We start from the raw sequence: 16,728 nt of genomic DNA, 5'->3' as shown, positions 1-16,728 counted from the left end.
TTCACTCCTCCCCACGTAATTTCGCTTGATATCCGCGGGATTGCTGCATCAAATCAGTATACATAGCTACTGCTGTTTCTTCATAATCTGGATTCTTTACCCATTTTTTGACCTTTGCTAAAACTTCTCGTTCACGGCCCTCATCGAAAATGGCTTGCTGAGTTTCTTGTTTTAACTGACTGATTTCGGTAACTACATCCAATCGTTTTTCTAGCAACTCAATTAATTTTTCGTCGATAATATCCACTTGTTCACGTAAATTTGCTAATGACGGTGCTGCTTTTTCAATACTGATCGTTTTAATTACACGGGCAGGATTTCCCGCAATTACAACATCATCCGGAAAAGACTTGGTCACAACTGAACCTGCACCAACGACTACATTGTTCCCCAAAATAACACCAGGTGTAATGATAACTCCTCCACCAAGCCATACGTTGTTCCCAATTTTGATTGGCTTTGCGTACTCTAATCCACTATTTCTTTTGACTGGGTGTAGCGGATGCGTTGCCGTATACAGTTGAACATTCGGTGCAAACATACAATTATCACCAATTTCAATCGTACTTACATCTAAAAATGTATTATTAAAATTCGCATAAAAGTTTTCGCCAACAAAAATATTGTATCCATAGTCAAAGTTGACTGCTGGTTCAACGTAGATATTTTCACCTGTTTTACCAAAAGTTTCCTTAACTAATTGTGAACGGATCGCTGAGTCTTCTGCTTGATTAATTAATTTTGCTTGTTCTCGTGCAAAACTTCGATCTGCCACTAATTCAGGATCACCTGCAAAATAAAGTTCACCCGCAATCATTTTTTCTTTTTCTGTTTTAAACTCTGTCATTATTAATCCTCGCTTCATGAATTTTTTGAAATACTTTTGCGCCATCTTCTTGGATAAACGAATGTTCTGCGGAAAGTAAAATTGGTGTCTGGTTGATGACGATTATCTGAGCACCTTTTTTTCGGTATTGAATCAAATCACAAAAAGGATGTACTTGAAAACTTGTTCCTACAATAACGATTAAATCAGCTTGCTCCACAGCAAAAACGGCTGCGTCAATCGTCGCTTGCTGGAATCCTTCACCATATAAAACGATAGTTGGGCGAACTTGCCCACCGCACGCTTGATGTCTATCACTTTCTAAATAAGCTTGCCATGCCACATTCTTACCACACTTTCGACAATGACAATGATACAAGCTCCCATGAAAATTGACTAGCTGCTTGCTTCCTGCTCGCTCGTGCAAACCATCAATATTTTGTGATACAACAGCAACTTGCTTATTCGTCGCTAGCTGTGCCATTTCCAAATGAATAATATTAGGTTCTGCCTGAGGATGATATAATTTTTTTACAAACGAATAAAATTTTTCTGGTTCATGTTCTAGCGCTTGAGTACTTAATAAATACTCTGGCTGTTCCATTCCTGCATACACACCTTTTAACGAACGGTAATCTGGAACTCCCGAAGGTGTCGAAACGCCTGCTCCTGTTAAAAAAGTAATCGACTGACTAGATAAGACTTCTTGAACTATTTTATCCATTATTTGGTCATTCATGTTCCTCACCTCATCTTTATTATACTGAATTCAACAAAAAAGAAAGCACGAGAAAAGAATGATTAAAAAATTTGTTGAATACTTATACCAACAATCATCTTTTTATCGATACACACCCGTTTTCAAAAATGTGTGCTTCTTTTATTTACAATTTGCTACATTTCACCTACCATTTTTTGATTGGTAAACAATTAAATTTTAACATGAAAACACGTACTAAAAGTAAAACGATTCCATTTCTTGCGAATTTTATCACAATGACAACTGACAAAGAAATGAAAACGTGCTACAATACAGGCTGTATAAAAGAGAGGTGAATCAATATGGTACCATTTTTCATTTACTGGGGCGTTATTTTAGCGTGCATCGCTTGGTTAGCCTTAAGCGTCTTTTTCTCTATCTTCTATTTCGTACGTAAAGAAAACGGCAATCTATGGGCATTCGCGTTATTTAACGTTATCGCTGCAATTGTTTTAGCCATTACATTAGCTGTTTATCGCACATGGGGTTGGGGAATCACTCAGTATTCTAGCCTGATTTATTTAGTGTTAGCAATTTATGGTGTAACAGTTATTTTACAAGCAATCTTAGGTCGCGAACCAAAAGCCGCAGCCTAACAATTGATAAACGATCAATTTAGTTTGACTAACTACAGCAATTTTCGTTTTTTGATGATTGCCGTAGTTTCTTTTTTTGTCTCTTCCTATTCACTCATTGCATATTTATTCTCTTTCAACAACATACATTTCTCCTCCTCTTTTCATAAAACATTTAAATTCATCCTATATTCCCTATATTTATCAACAATTTTCAGAAAAATAATGGTAATTGATTGACAAAGCCCCCAGAATAACGTAAACTTCTTTTTGTATAAATAACTGAATACGGGATTACCTCAATCAATGAGGTAGAGGTCGCGAGAATCATTACCCCTGTGGAGTGAAGCAAACATGTTGAAACAGGACTAGGGAGGATCGCCGAAATGTACTCTTTTTTGCTTAAAGTTTACGTTGGGACGCAAGTTAACAGCTTGCGGACTGTCTTAGCAGTGATGCTAAGTTGCGCTATGGTTTGTGTGGGGTTTATCGACCGATAATTTTAACGACCATTTTGTATTTACAAGCTTGATGGTCGTTTTTTGTTTTTTTAGATAAGCAGCTGCAACTCATTGTTCAATCAGACCGCTCGTTCAAGATGTATCAGAAAGAAGAGGAGAAAGAACATGAATAAAAATTTTGTTTCAGTTACCGTATTATTTGCATTTATCTTTTCATTATTTAGCGTAAGCACATCTGCTTTTGCCGATGAAAAAACACCCGACAACGAATTTCGCGTTGGGATGGAGGCAGGTTACGCTCCATTCAACTGGTCTCAACAAACGGATAAGAACAACGCATTACCAATTGACGGACAAAAAAGTTACGCTGGTGGCTATGATGTTCAAATCGCAAAAAAAGTTGCTGACGGCTTAGGAAAAAATTTAGTTATCGTCCAAACAAAATGGGATGGTTTAGCCCCTGCTCTTCAATCAGGAAAAATTGATGCAATCATCGCAGGGATGAGCCCGACTGCGGAAAGAAAAAAAGAAATTGATTTCACCGACCCTTACTATGAGTCTCAATTAGTTGTGGTAGTTAAAAAAGACGGCAACTTTGCGAATGCAAAAAAACTAGCTGACTTAGAAAATGCGAAAATCACTGCACAATTAAATACCTTCCACTATAGTGTCATCGACCAAATTCCAAATGTTCAAAAGCAACAAGCAATGGATAATTTCTCTGCTATGAGGACTGCCTTAGCTTCTGGAATGATTGATGGTTACGTCAGCGAGCGACCTGAAGGTGTCACAGCTACTAGCGTGAATAAAGACCTAAAAATGTTGGAATTCACAGGCGAAAATGATTTTGAAACAAATGCAGAAGATGTTCAAATTGCCATCGGGATGCGCAAAAATGATACTGATATTCAAAAAGTCAATGAAATTCTTTCAGGTATCTCACAAGATGAGCGTACTGTAATGATGGATCAAGCAATCAAGGACCAGCCTGCTTCAACTGATGAAGAAGAACAATCAGGAATCTTTACCGATTTCAAAAATATTTGGAACCAATATGGGGAAATGTTTCTTCGCGGTGCAGGTCTTACATTATTCATCGCATTGATTGGTACAATTGTCGGAACAACCCTTGGTTTATTGATTGGTGTTTTCCGTACAATCCCTGAATCAGATAATAAAGTTACGCAGTTTTTCCAAAAAATCGCAAACGGTCTGCTTTCAATTTATATCGAAGTTTTCCGCGGGACACCGATGATGGTACAAGCAATGGTTATCTTCTATGGATTAGCTTTAGCATTTGGTATTTCATTGAACCGGACAATTGCAGCATTATTTATTGTTTCAATCAACACAGGTGCTTATATGACAGAAATCGTTCGTGGTGGTATTTTCGCCGTAGATGAAGGCCAGTTTGAAGCCGCACAAGCAATCGGGATGACACATGGACAAACGATGCGTAAAGTTGTGATTCCTCAAGTCCTACGAAACATCTTACCAGCAACAGGTAATGAATTTGTAATCAACATTAAAGACACAGCTGTATTGAGTGTAATTGGTGTAGCAGACTTGTTCTTCCAAGGGAACTCTGCTTCCGGGGCAAACTTCCAATTCTTCCAAACCTTTACGATTGTAGGGATTATTTACTTAGTTATGACCTTTACAATTACGAGAATCTTGCGTTTTGTTGAAAAGAAAATCGATGGCCCTTCAGCTTACACAAAAATTGAAGAAGTCGAAAATTCAAACTTGCAAGAATAAGGAGGAAGAAACATGAGCGAAACAATTATTGAAATCAATCATTTAAGAAAAAGTTTTGGTGAAAACGAAGTACTAAAAGACATTAACGTGACGGTTAATAAAGGTGAAGTTGTAACGATTATCGGATCTTCTGGTTCAGGTAAATCAACCTTCTTACGCTGTATCAATCTTCTAGAAAAACCAACCGGTGGCGAAATTATTTACGAAGGTGAAAATGTCTTAGCCCCTAAATATAATTTGCCGAAATACCGTACACACTTAGGTATGGTGTTCCAATCGTTCAATTTATTCAATAATATGAATGTTTTAGAAAACTGTATGTCCGGTCAAGTGACCGTTTTAAAACGAGATAAAGAATCTGCACGAAAAATCGCCATTGAAAATTTAGAAAAAGTTGGCATGGATCGCTACATCGAAGCGAGACCTTCTCAACTATCTGGTGGTCAAAAACAACGTGTCGCTATCGCACGCGCGTTATCTATGGATCCGGATGTTTTATTATTCGATGAACCAACTTCAGCATTAGATCCAGAAATGGTTGGTGAAGTTCTAAACACAATGAAAGATTTAGCTCACACTGGGTTAACAATGATTATCGTGACACATGAAATGGAATTCGCAAAAGATGTTTCGGATCGCGTCATCTTCATGGATAAAGGGATCATCGCAGAAGAAGGCTCGCCTGAAGATATCTTTGTTCATCCAAAAGAAGATCGAACAAAAGAATTTTTATCACGCATTTTAAACAAATAAATCTTCAAACAAAAAACTAGGATCAAGCAAGATCCTAGTTTTTTTGTTGTCATCCTTCATTGAAGTCCAAAGATAGTTGATTAACCTGCGTTTTCATTTCTAACAATCAGAAAACTTTTTTGAATAGCTATACCCTATTTTGACGGAGCTTATTTGTTTATTTTAGGAACTTTTTTCCACCTATTTAGAAAACAAAGTTGTCATTTTCTGAAAACTCTCTTAAACTTAAGATAATTACTTTTTAGTTAGGATGATTATTTTATGGACGAAAATGAACAAGAACTACAGCGGGGACTTAAGAATCGGCATGTCCAACTGATTTCAATTGGGGGAGCAATTGGGACTGGCCTTTTCTTAGGTTCCGGAAAGACGATTCAGTTAGCGGGGCCTTCCATTTTACTCGCTTACTTGATTACTGGTTGTATTTGTTTTTTCATTATGCGTGCGCTAGGTGAGTTGCTTTTATCCAACACAAACAATCACTCTTTCCTAGATTTTATTGCAGAGTATCTTGGAAAAAAAGCGGCGTTTGTTACAGGATGGACTTATTGGTTTTGTTGGATTGCAATTGCTATGGCAGATTTAACCGCAATTGGGATGTACGTTCGGTATTGGGCACCTGGTGTTCCTCAATGGCTTCCAGAACTAATTGCTCTCATTTTACTGCTTGCTTTGAACATGGTCGCTGTCTCACTTTTTGGTGAACTAGAATTTTGGTTTGCACTAATCAAAGTGGTTGCCATTATTGCCTTCATTCTTGTTGGTGTCTACATGATTCTCACCCATTATCAAACAAGTACTGGCCCTGCTGCTATTTCAACTCTGTGGTCACATGGAGGATTTTTTCCAAAAGGTGCAAAAGGATTTATTCTTTCCTTTCAAATGGTTACTTTTGCCTTCGCTGGTATCGAATTAGTTGGTTTGGTTGCTGGTGAAACAAAGAATCCGGAAAAAGTCTTGCCAGAAGCAATCAATAATATTCCAATTCGCATCATTTTATTTTATTTAGGTTCTCTATTTGTCATCATGTCAATCTACCCTTGGAACAGTCTAAACGCAAATGAAAGTCCGTTTGTGGAAGTATTTTCTGAAATTGGTATTACGATGGCTGCTTCAATCATCAATTTGGTCGTTTTAAGTGCTGCGGCATCTGCCTGTAATAGTGCAATTTATAGCACTGGACGAATGCTTCGTTCTCTTTCACAAGAAGGGAGCGCACCTAAACGATTTAAAAAATTAACCACTCATCATGTGCCAGGACAAGCATTGGTCTTTTCGACAATTATTATTTTTATTTCAGTTGTTCTTAATTACATTATGCCTAGTGAGGTCTTTACTTTAGTCAGTAGTATTGCAACCACTTGTTTCTTATTTATCTGGAGCATGCTTGTGTATACTCATTTAAAATATCGTCGGAGTATCTTAGGGAAGAAGTCACATTCATTCAAGATGCCTTTTTATCCGATTAGTAACTATCTTGTCTTTCTCTACATGTTATTCGTCTGCGGTGTATTGATCTTAGGTGAAGATACTCGACTGGCATTTTTCTTAACTCCAATTTGGTTTATTGCTTTATTAACCATTTATCATTTGAAATATGAACGAAAAAAATAAAGAAACTCTTTTTCCAAAAGAAATTAGATTTGGAAAAAGAGTTTCTTTATTTGCTCACTTCTTTTCTTTTGTGTAAAAAGATTTTCTGATAGTAATAGTCTGATTTTTTATAGGACAATACCCATAAACCAGATACAAGGAAACGTCCAAACAAGCCAATCAATGGTTGAAAAAAGACCCCAATAATTAAACCAATATTGATAATCATCGAAATCATACTTCGATGATCCTTAGAAACTGTTTTGACTACATGAGAATCTTTGCTATTTGCTTTCAAAACTTGTTTGATTAAAATGCCGAAAGATAGACTCCACATTGTGTAAACAATGACATAAGACATCTCAGGCCAAAATGCTGTCGGATTTCTCCCGACCCAACTTGTAACTGACGGACAAAGCGTCAGCCAAAACAGCCAAAAGATATTTGCCCACACTACTCGATAATTAATTTTATCTGCCATTTGAAAGATGCGATGATGATTAACCCAAATCACTGCAACAAAGAGAAAACTGATTGAATACGCAAGCAAAGTATTTCTAATTCCCCACAATGATTGAAAATTAGCAGGATCAGGAATTTCAATATCTAACACCAATACGGTCAAAACAATGGCTACCACACCATCTGTAAATGCCTCTAACCTTGATTTTGTCATTTTTTTCTCCTTTACTTCAACGCTGATTTCATTTTAGCACTGGTTCTGCAAAAATACTTACCAATAATACTGTATAAATTTTCAGAAAATTGTTGCGTACACACACAATTTCTGTTACCTTAAAAAAAATGAATTTTAAAGGAGACTCGTCTATGACAAAAAAACTGTCATTTAAAGAAAGTATATTTATTGGTTCAATGCTTTTTGGATTATTTTTTGGAGCAGGAAACTTAATATTTCCTGTTCATATGGGACAAGAGGCTGGCTCAGCCGTTTTTTGGGCAAATCTTGGATTCCTAGTTACCGGAATCGGTTTGCCTTTCTTGGGTGTTATTGCCATTGGTGTATCAAAAAGCTCTGGTGTTTATGAACTGGCCCAACGCGTGAATCGGAAATATGCAATTATTTTTACTATTTTACTTTATTTAGTAGTTGGCCCCTTTTTTGCTTTACCACGGTTAGCCAGCACTTCGTTTGAAATTGGCTTGGCACCTTTCATTGCACCAAAGCAGCAATCACTTTTTCTAGCACTTTTTAGTATCTTATTCTTCTTTACTGCTTGGTGGTTATCACGTAGACCAACCAAAATTTTAGATTACGTTGGTAAGTTTTTAAATCCAATCTTTTTAGTTTTACTAGGAATCTTACTTTTATTAGGATTTTTGAATCCACTTGGTTCCGTTGCTGATGCTCCAATCCAACCCCATTATCAAACACATGCCTTCTTCACTGGTTTCACTCAAGGCTACAATACGTTAGATGCACTTGCTTCTCTAGCTTTTGGAATCATTATCGTCACAACGATTCGTGGAATGGGCATTACCAAATCATCAGATATTGCAAAAGGTACAATCAAATCGGGTGCAATCAGTGTTCTTTTGATGGGAATCATTTATACTCTGCTTTCTTACTTAGGAACGATGAGTTTAGGTATGTTTCCTTTAAGTGAAAATGGCGGAATCGCTCTAGCTCAAATCGCTGATTATTATTTAGGAACTTACGGAAGTATCTTGCTAGCATTGATTGTCATTCTTGCTTGTTTAAAAACTGGCATTGGTTTAATCACGGCATTTGCCGAAACTTTTTCAGAACTTTTTCCAAAGAGAAGCTATTTATTTTTCGTAACACTAGCAAGTGTCCTTGCTTGCTTGGTTGCTAATGTCGGCTTGACAAATATTATCCAGATTTCTTTACCTGTTTTAATGTTTATTTATCCTTTAGCAATGACATTGATTTTATTGGTATTATGCGAGTCTTTGTTCAAAAAACGAGCATGTGTTTATCGAATGACTACGTACTTTACTTTGATCGCATCTGTTCTTGACGCATTAAATGCGTCACCTGCTGTCATCAAGGATACACCGTTTGTTCAAACGATTTTACGATTTGCTGAAAGCTATTTGCCATTCTTTTCCTTTGGCATGGGCTGGATTGTTCCAGCAATTATCGGTTTCGTTATTGGATTAGGCTGGAGCTTTATAAAAAAAGAAACTGTCACATCAGTAAATGAGTAACACTTTTTTGATTACTTTACGTGCGAAATTAGAAAGACATTTTTTTATAGCTAAAACTTAACAACTTTCGAAAAAAATCGTCACAAAATATTCACAACTTCACTCTATTATATAGACATACCAACAAACAACCCTAACAACACTTTTTCATTTTTAACTCCTTTCCTGCTAGCCCCCCAGCTAGCAGGATCTTTTTTTATAAAACAAATCAAAAAAGAGCTTTTCTATCAGCTGATAGAAAAGCTCTTTTAGTTTCCTTAAAATAAAACACCAATCTTAACGTGATAAACGTTCTTGCTCTCCACTTGGCGATAAGCTCGTGATTTTTTCAATTTGCTCAATGGGAATCATCCGAATTTGTTGCTCTTCATTTCGTAAACGAATCATGACACGTTCTTTTTCAACGATTTTTGTCGCTACCCATCCAGATACTGTTTCATGCTTATTACTTAAACGATTTTCTCTCACTTGCAAAACAACTAGACTATTTTGTACCGCAGCTTTTTGAAGCTCAAGAACAAACTCTCCTTGTTTACGTACATTCTTGGCCTTTTCTTCTGTATCATTGACAAAAGAATCAAAAAACTGATACGACGTATGCGTCACTAACTTGGTAAGTTTCTTCATTGGTGATACTGTTTCCTCGTCCATCGAATGTACTCCTCCTTTTGCTAAGAAAGTAATGAATTAAGTAATTTTATTTTACCTAAATCTAATGGAAAAAACAAGAAAATAAGCTTTCTGATTAAAACCTTCTCGTTCATTTTTTAATATACAACTTGTTATTTTATGTTTGCTTTTGATGTGAAGTTCCAATGATCTAATCCCTCATTAATCAACTGAAATGTTTCCTCAAAGTTATTTGTAAAGTAAGGATCAGGAACATCTTCCATTTCTTTTCCAGGGACAACACTCATAAATAATTTGATTTTATCTTGTGCATTTTCAGGTGCGATTCGTTGTAATTCTCGTACATTTTCTTGATCCATACCGATAATCCAATCAAACGTTTCAAAATCTTTTGGCGTAATTTGGCGAGCAATCATATTACTTGTATCAATCGCTTCTTCGTCAAGGATTCTTTGCGTTCCTGGATGCGGTGCAGAACCAATTTCATAAGAACTGGTAGCAGCAGAATCGATCAAAAATTCAGCAGCCTGTTTTGTTTTCTGTACTCGTTTTTGCAACAAACCTTCTGCCATTGGCGAGCGACAAATATTTCCTAAACAAACAAATAAAACTTTGGTCATTTTTTCCCCTCCATTTTATAAAAAGACAACTATTTCTTTACTCATCCGACTCTGATTCTTCCTGTGCATATAGACGGTAAGAATAGAGTTCCGTGTCTTTTGCTAAGCGAAATAGTTGCATCGCGATTTCCATCGGTGTTTCCTGGTAATCATGCGTTATCCAATTGACTAAAACACCGCTGCAACCGTAAGAGAAAAAGCGGGCATAAAAAAGTTTATCTTGTTGCGACAATTGTCTTTCTTGGTCCATTTGGTTAAAAATGCTGATAAACGATTGCTGGATGATTGTCGAAAATTCTTGTTGCAATACTTCTTGGTCTGACGCCACCGTATTGCTATAAAATTCTTTGTCATCAGCAATAACTTTCAGCATTTTTAGTGCCTGTTCTTCCCAATTATCTAATGATAAATTATGAGGATCTAAAAAGTGAAAGGCATCTTCAAAGTACACCCAACGAAGTAAGTCATACTTGTCTGTAAAATGATAATAAAATGTTTGACGGTTGATGTTCGCTTCATGCGCGATTTCCTGAACACTTATTTTACGAAATGTTTTTTGTTGGCATAGGTGAATCAATGCCTGTTTGATTACTTGTTTTGTGTGAATGGAGTCACCCATTTTTTCTCCTCCCATCTCAATAAACTTGTTACTTCGATTAATTATTATACGGATAACCAAAGTGCTCATAGGCATATGCAGTAGCAATTCTTCCACGAGGTGTTCGCTTCAAAAAACCTTTTTGAATCAAGAATGGTTCATACATATCTTCAACCGTTTCACGCTCTTCTCCAATATTTACAGACAACGTGCTCAAGCCAACTGGTCCACCGCCATACAATTCAATCATCGTTCGTAATAATTTTTGGTCAACGTAATCTAACCCGGCATGATCGACTTGTAAAAGAGTCAGTGCTTGATCGGCGATATTTCGGTCAATTTTTCCATCTGCTTGGACTTGTGCAAAATCACGTACTCTTTTTAATAAACGGTTCGCAATTCGTGGGGTTCCTCGCGAACGACGTGCAATTTCAATTGCCCCGTCTTCGACAATGTCCGTTTGAAAAATAGAAGCAGAACGCTGAACGATTTCTCGTAAATCACCTTCATCGTAGTATTCCATGTGTGAAATAATTCCAAAGCGGTCACGTAACGGTGCCGAAAGCATTCCTGCACGCGTCGTTGCCCCAATCAATGTAAATGGGGGTAAAGGAAAATGTACGGGGTGTGCTGTTGGTCCCTGCCCAACCATGATATCCACGTAAAAGTCTTCCATTGCTGAATAGAGCGTTTCTTCTGCTACTCGTGGTAGGCGATGGATTTCATCAATAAACAATACATCCCCTGCTTCCAGTTCGTTCAAAATCGCGACCAAGTCACCCGGTCGTTCAATCGCTGGCCCGCTTGTGGTACGAATGTTTACAGACATCTCATTTGCAATCACCATTGCCATTGTCGTTTTTCCTAAACCCGGCGGACCATACAATAGAACATGATCGAGTGGTTCCTCGCGGTTACGAGCAGCTTCGATATAAATTTGGAGTTCCTGCTTCACCTTATCCTGTCCAATGTATTGTGATAATAAATGTGGTCGGAGAGATTTTTCCAAACTAAGTTCATTCTCGCCAGTTTCTGGTGATAGAATATGTTCGTCTGTCATCATAGTTCCCTCCTATTTTTTCATCATCAATTTCAGTGCTTGGCGTAAGTATTCATCGGTAGTCAAGTTATCTTGTGCTTGTAATTGTTTTTCTACACGTTTCACTTCTTTGGCACTATACCCCAACGCATTTAAAGCTTCCATTGCTTCAGCTAATGCCGTTGTATCTTGCGTGTTTGCTTCATCAAATAAATTGATTGGTGCTTCAATACTGATTTCACCTAGTTTTCCTTTTAGATCCAGAATCATTTGTTGTGCAGTCTTTTTACCCACACCGGGAAACTTCGTTAAATAAGTGACATCACCAGACTCAATTGCATGAATCAAACCTGAATGATCATCGCTTGCCATGATTGCTAACGCACTTTTTGGGCCAATTCCTGAAACACTCACCAGTCTTAAGAAAAGTTGCTTCTCTTCTAAACTAGAAAAGCCATAAAGTAGATGGCCATCTTCACGAATAACCTGCTGGATATAAATAGTGATTTCTTGGTTCATCTTACTACTATAACGATAAGGATTTCCTAAAGCGATTTGGTAACCAATTCCTTGATTTTCTACCACAATATAATAAGGGCTGATAAATGTAACCGTCCCTTTTAGATATTCATACATTCCATTTTCCTCTTTCTTTCACACACATACGTTCGCTTTATTGTAGCACATTTCAACGGCTGAAAAAAGTAGCTTCCTCTTAAGCGAGTTCAAACAAAAAACTGAAAAATGCGAATAAAAAAGAAACCTCGTTTGGTCTTACCTATTCCGAGGTTTCTCCTTCTTTCGTTAGTTGAATCATTCAACAAGTGATTTATATTTTTCGTAACCATTTTCAGCCATTTCATCATATGGAATAAATTTTAATGCAGCCGAGTTAATGCAGTAACGCAATCCACCTTTTTCTACCGGACCATCATCAAAAACATGACCGAGATGTGAATCGGCACTTTGACTTCTAACTTCTACTCTGTGCATTCCATGTGAGCGATCGGTTTTTTCAGTAATTTCCTCTTCACTAATTGGCTTACTAAAAGAAGGCCAGCCACAACCTGCGTCATATTTTTCTGTTGAACTGAATAAAGGTTTACCACTCACGATATCAACATAAATTCCCTTTTCATAAAAGTCATCATATTTTCCGCTAAATGGACGTTCAGTCGCATTTTCTTGCGTCACTGCGTAAGCAATTGGTGATAATTTTTGTTTTAATTCTTCATCAGGTACTGGATTTGTTTCTTTTGACATTGATGTCATCCCCTTTTTTGTCAATCTTACTGACTAACAACGAGAAGAGGCAACTAATCTGCTCACTTCTTGCTAAGAATTAAACTTTGCGGCGACGAGCAAATTCAACAAAACGAAATTTATCTAATCGATGAATTGATTCTGTGTATTCAAAGCAACGCGTGTCTTCCAGATGCACTAATCCTCGGACAATTACCACATACGGATCGTCTTTTAAGGTCATGGCTTCATGGATTTCTGGTGTCACAGGTTCTACTGTGATTTCTTTTTGGGCATAAGCAATCGTCAATCCAAGTTCATTTTCAAAATAATCATAGATAGATGCCTTTGCTTGTTCAATTGACAAAGTTGGTACGACTTCCTTTAGCAAGTAATCACGATCTAAAATGACAACTTCACCTGCAATTTTTCGTTGCCGAACTAAATGCCAAACTGGTGTCCCAATTTTCCACCCAGTAATTTCACTTAACTCCTTATCCACTTTTGTTTCACTTAGTTCTTGAACAATCGTTTCACTTGGAATATTCTGGGTTTCTTGCAATTCTTTATAACTCGTCAAACCAGAAATTGGAAAATCAAAACGACTTCGCTCTAAGACAATCGATCCTTTTCCCTGTTTTTTTTGAATATAACCTTCTGTTGTCAATAATTGTAATGCTTTTCGAATTGTTTCTCGAGAGACGCCATAAATTTTGATTAATTGATTTTCACTTGGTAAAAGTGTGTGCGGAGGATACTGCTTTGCTAAAATTTTTTTCTCCAGATCCAAAAAAATTTCATTAAATTTATTCATTGTTTTGATTCCTCCACCCAATTATTTTTTCGATTATTGCTTCACTATACTATAGCTTTGTTTTCATTTCAACGTTCAAAAAAGACGAAAAAAGACGCATCTTAACAGAAAAGAAACCGATTCCGGCGACCAATGACAACATTTGGAATAAAACGCTTGCATTTTATTTTTGATTCCAGTATAGTTGACTCAAGAAACTTGCATAGACAAGTTGAACGAAAGGAGTTTTTCTTATGACAAAGTACCAAGCAGATGCCGAGAAATTATTAAAAGAAATCGGCGGAAAAGAAAATATTGCTGCAGTCAGCCATTGTGCCACTCGAATGCGTTTTGTTTTAAATGATCCAGCAGTCGCAAATGAGGAAGCAATAGAAGATATTCCAAGCGTAAAAGGAATGTTTACTAATGCTGGACAGTTTCAAGTTATCATTGGGAACGATGTAGCAACTTTCTACAATGATTTTGTTGCTGTATCTGGTGTAGAAGGCGTTTCAAAAGAACAAAGTAAAGCATATGCAAAACAAAATCTGAATCCTATTCAACGAGCAGTCGCTGTCTTAGCTGAAATTTTTACTCCATTGATTCCTGCAATTATTGTTGGTGGACTGATTTTAGGATTTCGAAATGTATTAGAAGGAATCCAATTTGATAGCCTTGGTGGAACAATCGTTGAGCACTCACAGTTTTGGAGTGGCGTGAATGCGTTTTTATGGTTACCTGGTGAAGCAATCTTCCATTTCCTACCAGTCGGAATTACCTGGAGCATCGCGAAAAAAATGGGCACTACGCAAATATTAGGAATTGTTTTAGGTATTACCTTAGTTTCTCCGCAATTATTAAATGCTTATGGCGTTGCCTCTACTGCAGCTGCAGATATTCCATTTTGGGATTTTGGGTTTGCACAAATCGATATGATTGGTTACCAAGCACAAGTTATTCCTGCAATGTTGGCCGGATTCATGCTTGCATACTTAGAAATCTTTTTCCGAAAAATTATTCCACAATCGATTTCGATGATTTTTGTTCCACTTTTCTCTTTAGTCCCAACTGTTTTAGCGGCTCATGTAATTTTAGGGCCAATTGGTTGGACAATCGGAAGCTGGATCTCAACTGTCGTTAATGCTGGTTTAACTTCTTCAATCAGCTGGTTATTCAGTGCTGTCTTTGGTTTCTTATACGCACCACTCGTAATTACAGGACTTCACCACATGACGAATGCAATCGATATGCAATTGATTGCAGACTTTGGCTCAACAAATCTTTGGCCAATGATTGCTCTGTCAAACATTGCACAAGGTTCAGCCGTCTTAGCAATTATTTTCTTGCATCGTGGAAACGAGAAAGAAGAACAAATTTCGATTCCTGCTATGATCTCTTGTTACTTAGGAGTTACTGAACCTGCTATGTTTGGTATCAATTTAAAATATGTTTATCCATTTGTTGCCGCAATGATTGGTTCTGGTTTAGCTGGCATGTTTGCCACATTGATGAGCGTTCGCGCAAATGCAATTGGTGTCGGTGGCTTACCAGGAATTTTAGCAATTCAAGCAGAGTCTTGGGTACCGTTCATTATCGCAATGATTATCGCCATCTTTATTCCATTTGGTTTAACAGTTATTTTCAGACGCCAAGGAATCTTAAACAAAATTGATCCTGTTTCGCCAGCTACTGAAGCTATCGGTGCACAATTTGAAACGGCAAACGGTACAAAAGCTGTCCCAGAAAAAACGCAATTTGAAGCTACTACTACTGCGCTTAAAACAGAAAAATTATTTGCAGTTGCTGCAGGTGAACTAAAAGAAATCACTCACGTAGATGATCCAGTTTTCTCACAAAAAATGATGGGTGACGGCTATGCTATCGTACCAGCTAACAATAAAGTTTTCTCACCAGTTACTGGAACAATCACTAACATTTTTGAAACCAAACACGCCATTGGTATTCTTTCTAAAGAAGGTATTGAAGTTTTAGTACACATGGGCTTAGATACAGTTGAGTTAAAAGGCACTCCGTTCACTGTTCATGTTCAAGAAGGCGAGTTAGTAACACCAAGTTCACTGATTGCAGAAATGGCTGTCGAACAAGTAGAACAAGCAGGCAAGAAAACAGACATTCTTGTTGTCTTAACAAACACCGAAAAAATTGACAGCTTCTCACTTGATAAAACTGGACTTGTTCGCCCAGAAGAACAAGTTGGTCAAGCTGAAGTTCGCTAAGTCTTTCGCTCTTTGATTCATAAATAGTAAAAAAATAAGAGCCACGACAATTGTCGTGGCTCTTATTTTTTTATTTCTTTAAAACACAAATTTTTTCAGCGACTGATTAACTGCGCCAATTGGAAAACCAACAATGCTGTAGTAATCGCCTCTTATTTCTTTGACAAATGCACCCGCAAAACTTTGAATGCCATAAGAACCTGCTTTGTCTTGATAATCTCCTGTCGCCAAATACGTATCGATTTCTTGTTCTGTTAGTGGATAAAAGGTTACTTCTGCTTGTGCTAAAATCTTTTCTTCACGTTCTTTTGATTTTAAGACAACAGCAGTATATACCTGATGTGTTTCCCCACTTAATGATTGAAGCGTTGCTTTTGCATCCGCTAAATCTACCGGTTTCCCTAAAATTTGTTGTCGATGAACAACCGTTGTGTCACTAGCAATTACTAATGTTTGTTCCGTTTGCTGTTCCACGACTGCTTGTGCTTTTTCATATGCCATTCGCTGAACATACGTGACAGGATCTTCACCCTTAATCGGCGTCTCATCAATAGCAGCTGGTTGAATTGCAAACTCAGAAACTAAACGACCAAGCAGTTCCTTTCTTCTAGGAGATTGAGAAGCTAATACTATTTTCATTTTCTGCCTCTTTC

At 37.2% G+C, this 16,728-nt stretch carries 17 protein-coding genes and 1 riboswitch; of the genes, 6 read left to right on the top strand and 11 right to left on the bottom strand.

Annotated features, from left to right (window positions below):
- Position 1 precedes the first annotated feature (1 nt).
- On the bottom strand, positions 2–847 hold the full coding sequence (locus IGJ66_RS00760) for a chorismate mutase (RefSeq protein ID WP_430616681.1): 846 nt from the start codon (positions 845–847) through the stop codon (positions 2–4).
- Positions 834–1,565, bottom strand: coding sequence for an NAD-dependent protein deacylase (locus tag IGJ66_RS00755; protein WP_067483413.1), 732 nt, complete (start codon positions 1,563–1,565; stop codon positions 834–836). Before IGJ66_RS00755 ends, IGJ66_RS00760 begins: the two co-directional genes overlap by 14 nt.
- Before the next feature lie 323 nt (positions 1,566–1,888).
- Between IGJ66_RS00755 and IGJ66_RS00750 the strand changes: the two genes are divergently transcribed.
- The 4 genes from IGJ66_RS00750 to IGJ66_RS00735 all read left to right on the top strand — a co-directional run bounded on the left by IGJ66_RS00750 (position 1,889) and on the right by IGJ66_RS00735 (position 6,747).
- Positions 1,889–2,182, top strand: a complete 294-nt coding sequence (locus IGJ66_RS00750) for a hypothetical protein (protein WP_067483415.1) — start codon at positions 1,889–1,891, stop codon at positions 2,180–2,182.
- 283 nt (positions 2,183–2,465) lie between these two features.
- Positions 2,466–2,640: riboswitch (Lysine riboswitch) on the top strand.
- 147 nt (positions 2,641–2,787) lie between these two features.
- Positions 2,788–4,380: an ABC transporter permease subunit gene (locus IGJ66_RS00745; RefSeq protein ID WP_430616680.1), complete on the top strand. Its 1,593-nt coding sequence runs from the start codon at positions 2,788–2,790 to the stop codon at positions 4,378–4,380.
- Between the two features lie 12 nt (positions 4,381–4,392).
- Positions 4,393–5,133: an amino acid ABC transporter ATP-binding protein gene (locus IGJ66_RS00740; RefSeq protein WP_067483419.1), complete on the top strand. Its 741-nt coding sequence runs from the start codon at positions 4,393–4,395 to the stop codon at positions 5,131–5,133.
- Positions 5,134–5,394: 261 nt separating this feature from the next.
- A complete protein-coding gene (locus IGJ66_RS00735) occupies positions 5,395–6,747 on the top strand; it encodes an amino acid permease (RefSeq protein ID WP_430616679.1) in 1,353 nt (450 codons plus the stop codon).
- A 46-nt stretch (positions 6,748–6,793) separates the two neighbouring features.
- Here the strand turns inward: IGJ66_RS00735 and IGJ66_RS00730 are convergent, their stop codons facing one another.
- Positions 6,794–7,402 carry a TMEM175 family protein gene (locus IGJ66_RS00730; protein WP_071868734.1) on the bottom strand — a complete coding sequence of 203 codons (609 nt, stop codon included), beginning with the start codon at positions 7,400–7,402 and terminating at the stop codon, positions 6,794–6,796.
- 152 nt (positions 7,403–7,554) lie between these two features.
- Between IGJ66_RS00730 and brnQ the strand changes: the two genes are divergently transcribed.
- Positions 7,555–8,916, top strand: coding sequence for a branched-chain amino acid transport system II carrier protein (gene brnQ, locus IGJ66_RS00725; RefSeq protein WP_075491317.1), 1,362 nt, complete (start codon positions 7,555–7,557; stop codon positions 8,914–8,916).
- A 276-nt stretch (positions 8,917–9,192) separates the two neighbouring features.
- Here brnQ and IGJ66_RS00720 read toward each other — a convergent pair whose 3' ends face one another.
- The 7 genes from IGJ66_RS00720 to treR all read right to left on the bottom strand — a co-directional run bounded on the left by IGJ66_RS00720 (position 9,193) and on the right by treR (position 13,859).
- Positions 9,193–9,567 (bottom strand): hypothetical protein, encoded by a 375-nt coding sequence (locus IGJ66_RS00720; RefSeq protein WP_071868736.1) that lies wholly within the window; start codon positions 9,565–9,567, stop codon positions 9,193–9,195.
- A gap of 131 nt (positions 9,568–9,698) precedes the next feature.
- Entirely contained in the window at positions 9,699–10,166 is a 468-nt protein-coding gene (locus tag IGJ66_RS00715; protein ID WP_067483424.1) for a low molecular weight protein-tyrosine-phosphatase, read from the bottom strand.
- 37 nt (positions 10,167–10,203) lie between these two features.
- Positions 10,204–10,785: a TetR/AcrR family transcriptional regulator gene (locus IGJ66_RS00710; RefSeq protein WP_218658025.1), complete on the bottom strand. Its 582-nt coding sequence runs from the start codon at positions 10,783–10,785 to the stop codon at positions 10,204–10,206.
- A gap of 37 nt (positions 10,786–10,822) precedes the next feature.
- Positions 10,823–11,824 carry a Holliday junction branch migration DNA helicase RuvB gene (gene ruvB, locus IGJ66_RS00705; RefSeq protein ID WP_067483426.1) on the bottom strand — a complete coding sequence of 334 codons (1,002 nt, stop codon included), beginning with the start codon at positions 11,822–11,824 and terminating at the stop codon, positions 10,823–10,825.
- 12 nt (positions 11,825–11,836) lie between these two features.
- Positions 11,837–12,439 (bottom strand): Holliday junction branch migration protein RuvA, encoded by a 603-nt coding sequence (gene ruvA, locus IGJ66_RS00700; protein WP_067483428.1) that lies wholly within the window; start codon positions 12,437–12,439, stop codon positions 11,837–11,839.
- 177 nt (positions 12,440–12,616) lie between these two features.
- On the bottom strand, positions 12,617–13,066 hold the full coding sequence (gene msrB / locus IGJ66_RS00695; RefSeq protein ID WP_067483430.1) for a peptide-methionine (R)-S-oxide reductase MsrB: 450 nt from the start codon (positions 13,064–13,066) through the stop codon (positions 12,617–12,619).
- Between the two features lie 79 nt (positions 13,067–13,145).
- The gene (treR, locus tag IGJ66_RS00690; RefSeq protein ID WP_067483432.1) at positions 13,146–13,859 is read right to left on the bottom strand and encodes a trehalose operon repressor; all 714 of its coding nucleotides are present in this window, start codon (positions 13,857–13,859) and stop codon (positions 13,146–13,148) included.
- 233 nt (positions 13,860–14,092) lie between these two features.
- Here treR and treP point away from each other — a divergent pair, with 233 nt between their 5' ends.
- The gene (treP, locus tag IGJ66_RS00685; protein ID WP_430616678.1) at positions 14,093–16,075 is read left to right on the top strand and encodes a PTS system trehalose-specific EIIBC component; all 1,983 of its coding nucleotides are present in this window, start codon (positions 14,093–14,095) and stop codon (positions 16,073–16,075) included.
- 78 nt (positions 16,076–16,153) lie between these two features.
- Here the strand turns inward: treP and IGJ66_RS00680 are convergent, their stop codons facing one another.
- Entirely contained in the window at positions 16,154–16,714 is a 561-nt protein-coding gene (locus tag IGJ66_RS00680; protein ID WP_368027164.1) for a Maf family protein, read from the bottom strand.
- Positions 16,715–16,728 lie beyond the last annotated feature (14 nt).

It is taken from the genome of Enterococcus sp. DIV0176 (assembly GCF_050528535.1).
GTDB classification, from domain to species: domain Bacteria; phylum Bacillota; class Bacilli; order Lactobacillales; family Enterococcaceae; genus Enterococcus_B; species Enterococcus_B thailandicus.
Note: the sequence above shows the minus strand (reverse complement) of the source record. Positions and strands in the feature narration are given on the sequence as shown.

Coding starts and splice junctions, on each gene's coding strand:
- IGJ66_RS00680 (WP_368027164.1), bottom strand. CDS start 16,714: ATGAAAATAGTATTAGCTTCTCAATCTCCTAGAAGAAAGGAACTGCTT.
- ruvB (WP_067483426.1), bottom strand. CDS start 11,824: ATGACAGACGAACATATTCTATCACCAGAAACTGGCGAGAATGAACTT.
- IGJ66_RS00755 (WP_067483413.1), bottom strand. CDS start 1,565: ATGAATGACCAAATAATGGATAAAATAGTTCAAGAAGTCTTATCTAGT.
- IGJ66_RS00730 (WP_071868734.1), bottom strand. CDS start 7,402: ATGACAAAATCAAGGTTAGAGGCATTTACAGATGGTGTGGTAGCCATT.
- IGJ66_RS00745 (WP_430616680.1), top strand. CDS start 2,788: ATGAATAAAAATTTTGTTTCAGTTACCGTATTATTTGCATTTATCTTT.
- ruvA (WP_067483428.1), bottom strand. CDS start 12,439: ATGTATGAATATCTAAAAGGGACGGTTACATTTATCAGCCCTTATTAT.
- IGJ66_RS00760 (WP_430616681.1), bottom strand. CDS start 847: ATGACAGAGTTTAAAACAGAAAAAGAAAAAATGATTGCGGGTGAACTT.
- IGJ66_RS00750 (WP_067483415.1), top strand. CDS start 1,889: ATGGTACCATTTTTCATTTACTGGGGCGTTATTTTAGCGTGCATCGCT.
- brnQ (WP_075491317.1), top strand. CDS start 7,555: ATGACAAAAAAACTGTCATTTAAAGAAAGTATATTTATTGGTTCAATG.
- IGJ66_RS00740 (WP_067483419.1), top strand. CDS start 4,393: ATGAGCGAAACAATTATTGAAATCAATCATTTAAGAAAAAGTTTTGGT.
- IGJ66_RS00720 (WP_071868736.1), bottom strand. CDS start 9,567: ATGGACGAGGAAACAGTATCACCAATGAAGAAACTTACCAAGTTAGTG.
- treP (WP_430616678.1), top strand. CDS start 14,093: ATGACAAAGTACCAAGCAGATGCCGAGAAATTATTAAAAGAAATCGGC.
- msrB (WP_067483430.1), bottom strand. CDS start 13,066: ATGTCAAAAGAAACAAATCCAGTACCTGATGAAGAATTAAAACAAAAA.
- IGJ66_RS00715 (WP_067483424.1), bottom strand. CDS start 10,166: ATGACCAAAGTTTTATTTGTTTGTTTAGGAAATATTTGTCGCTCGCCA.
- treR (WP_067483432.1), bottom strand. CDS start 13,859: ATGAATAAATTTAATGAAATTTTTTTGGATCTGGAGAAAAAAATTTTA.
- IGJ66_RS00710 (WP_218658025.1), bottom strand. CDS start 10,785: ATGGGTGACTCCATTCACACAAAACAAGTAATCAAACAGGCATTGATT.
- IGJ66_RS00735 (WP_430616679.1), top strand. CDS start 5,395: ATGGACGAAAATGAACAAGAACTACAGCGGGGACTTAAGAATCGGCAT.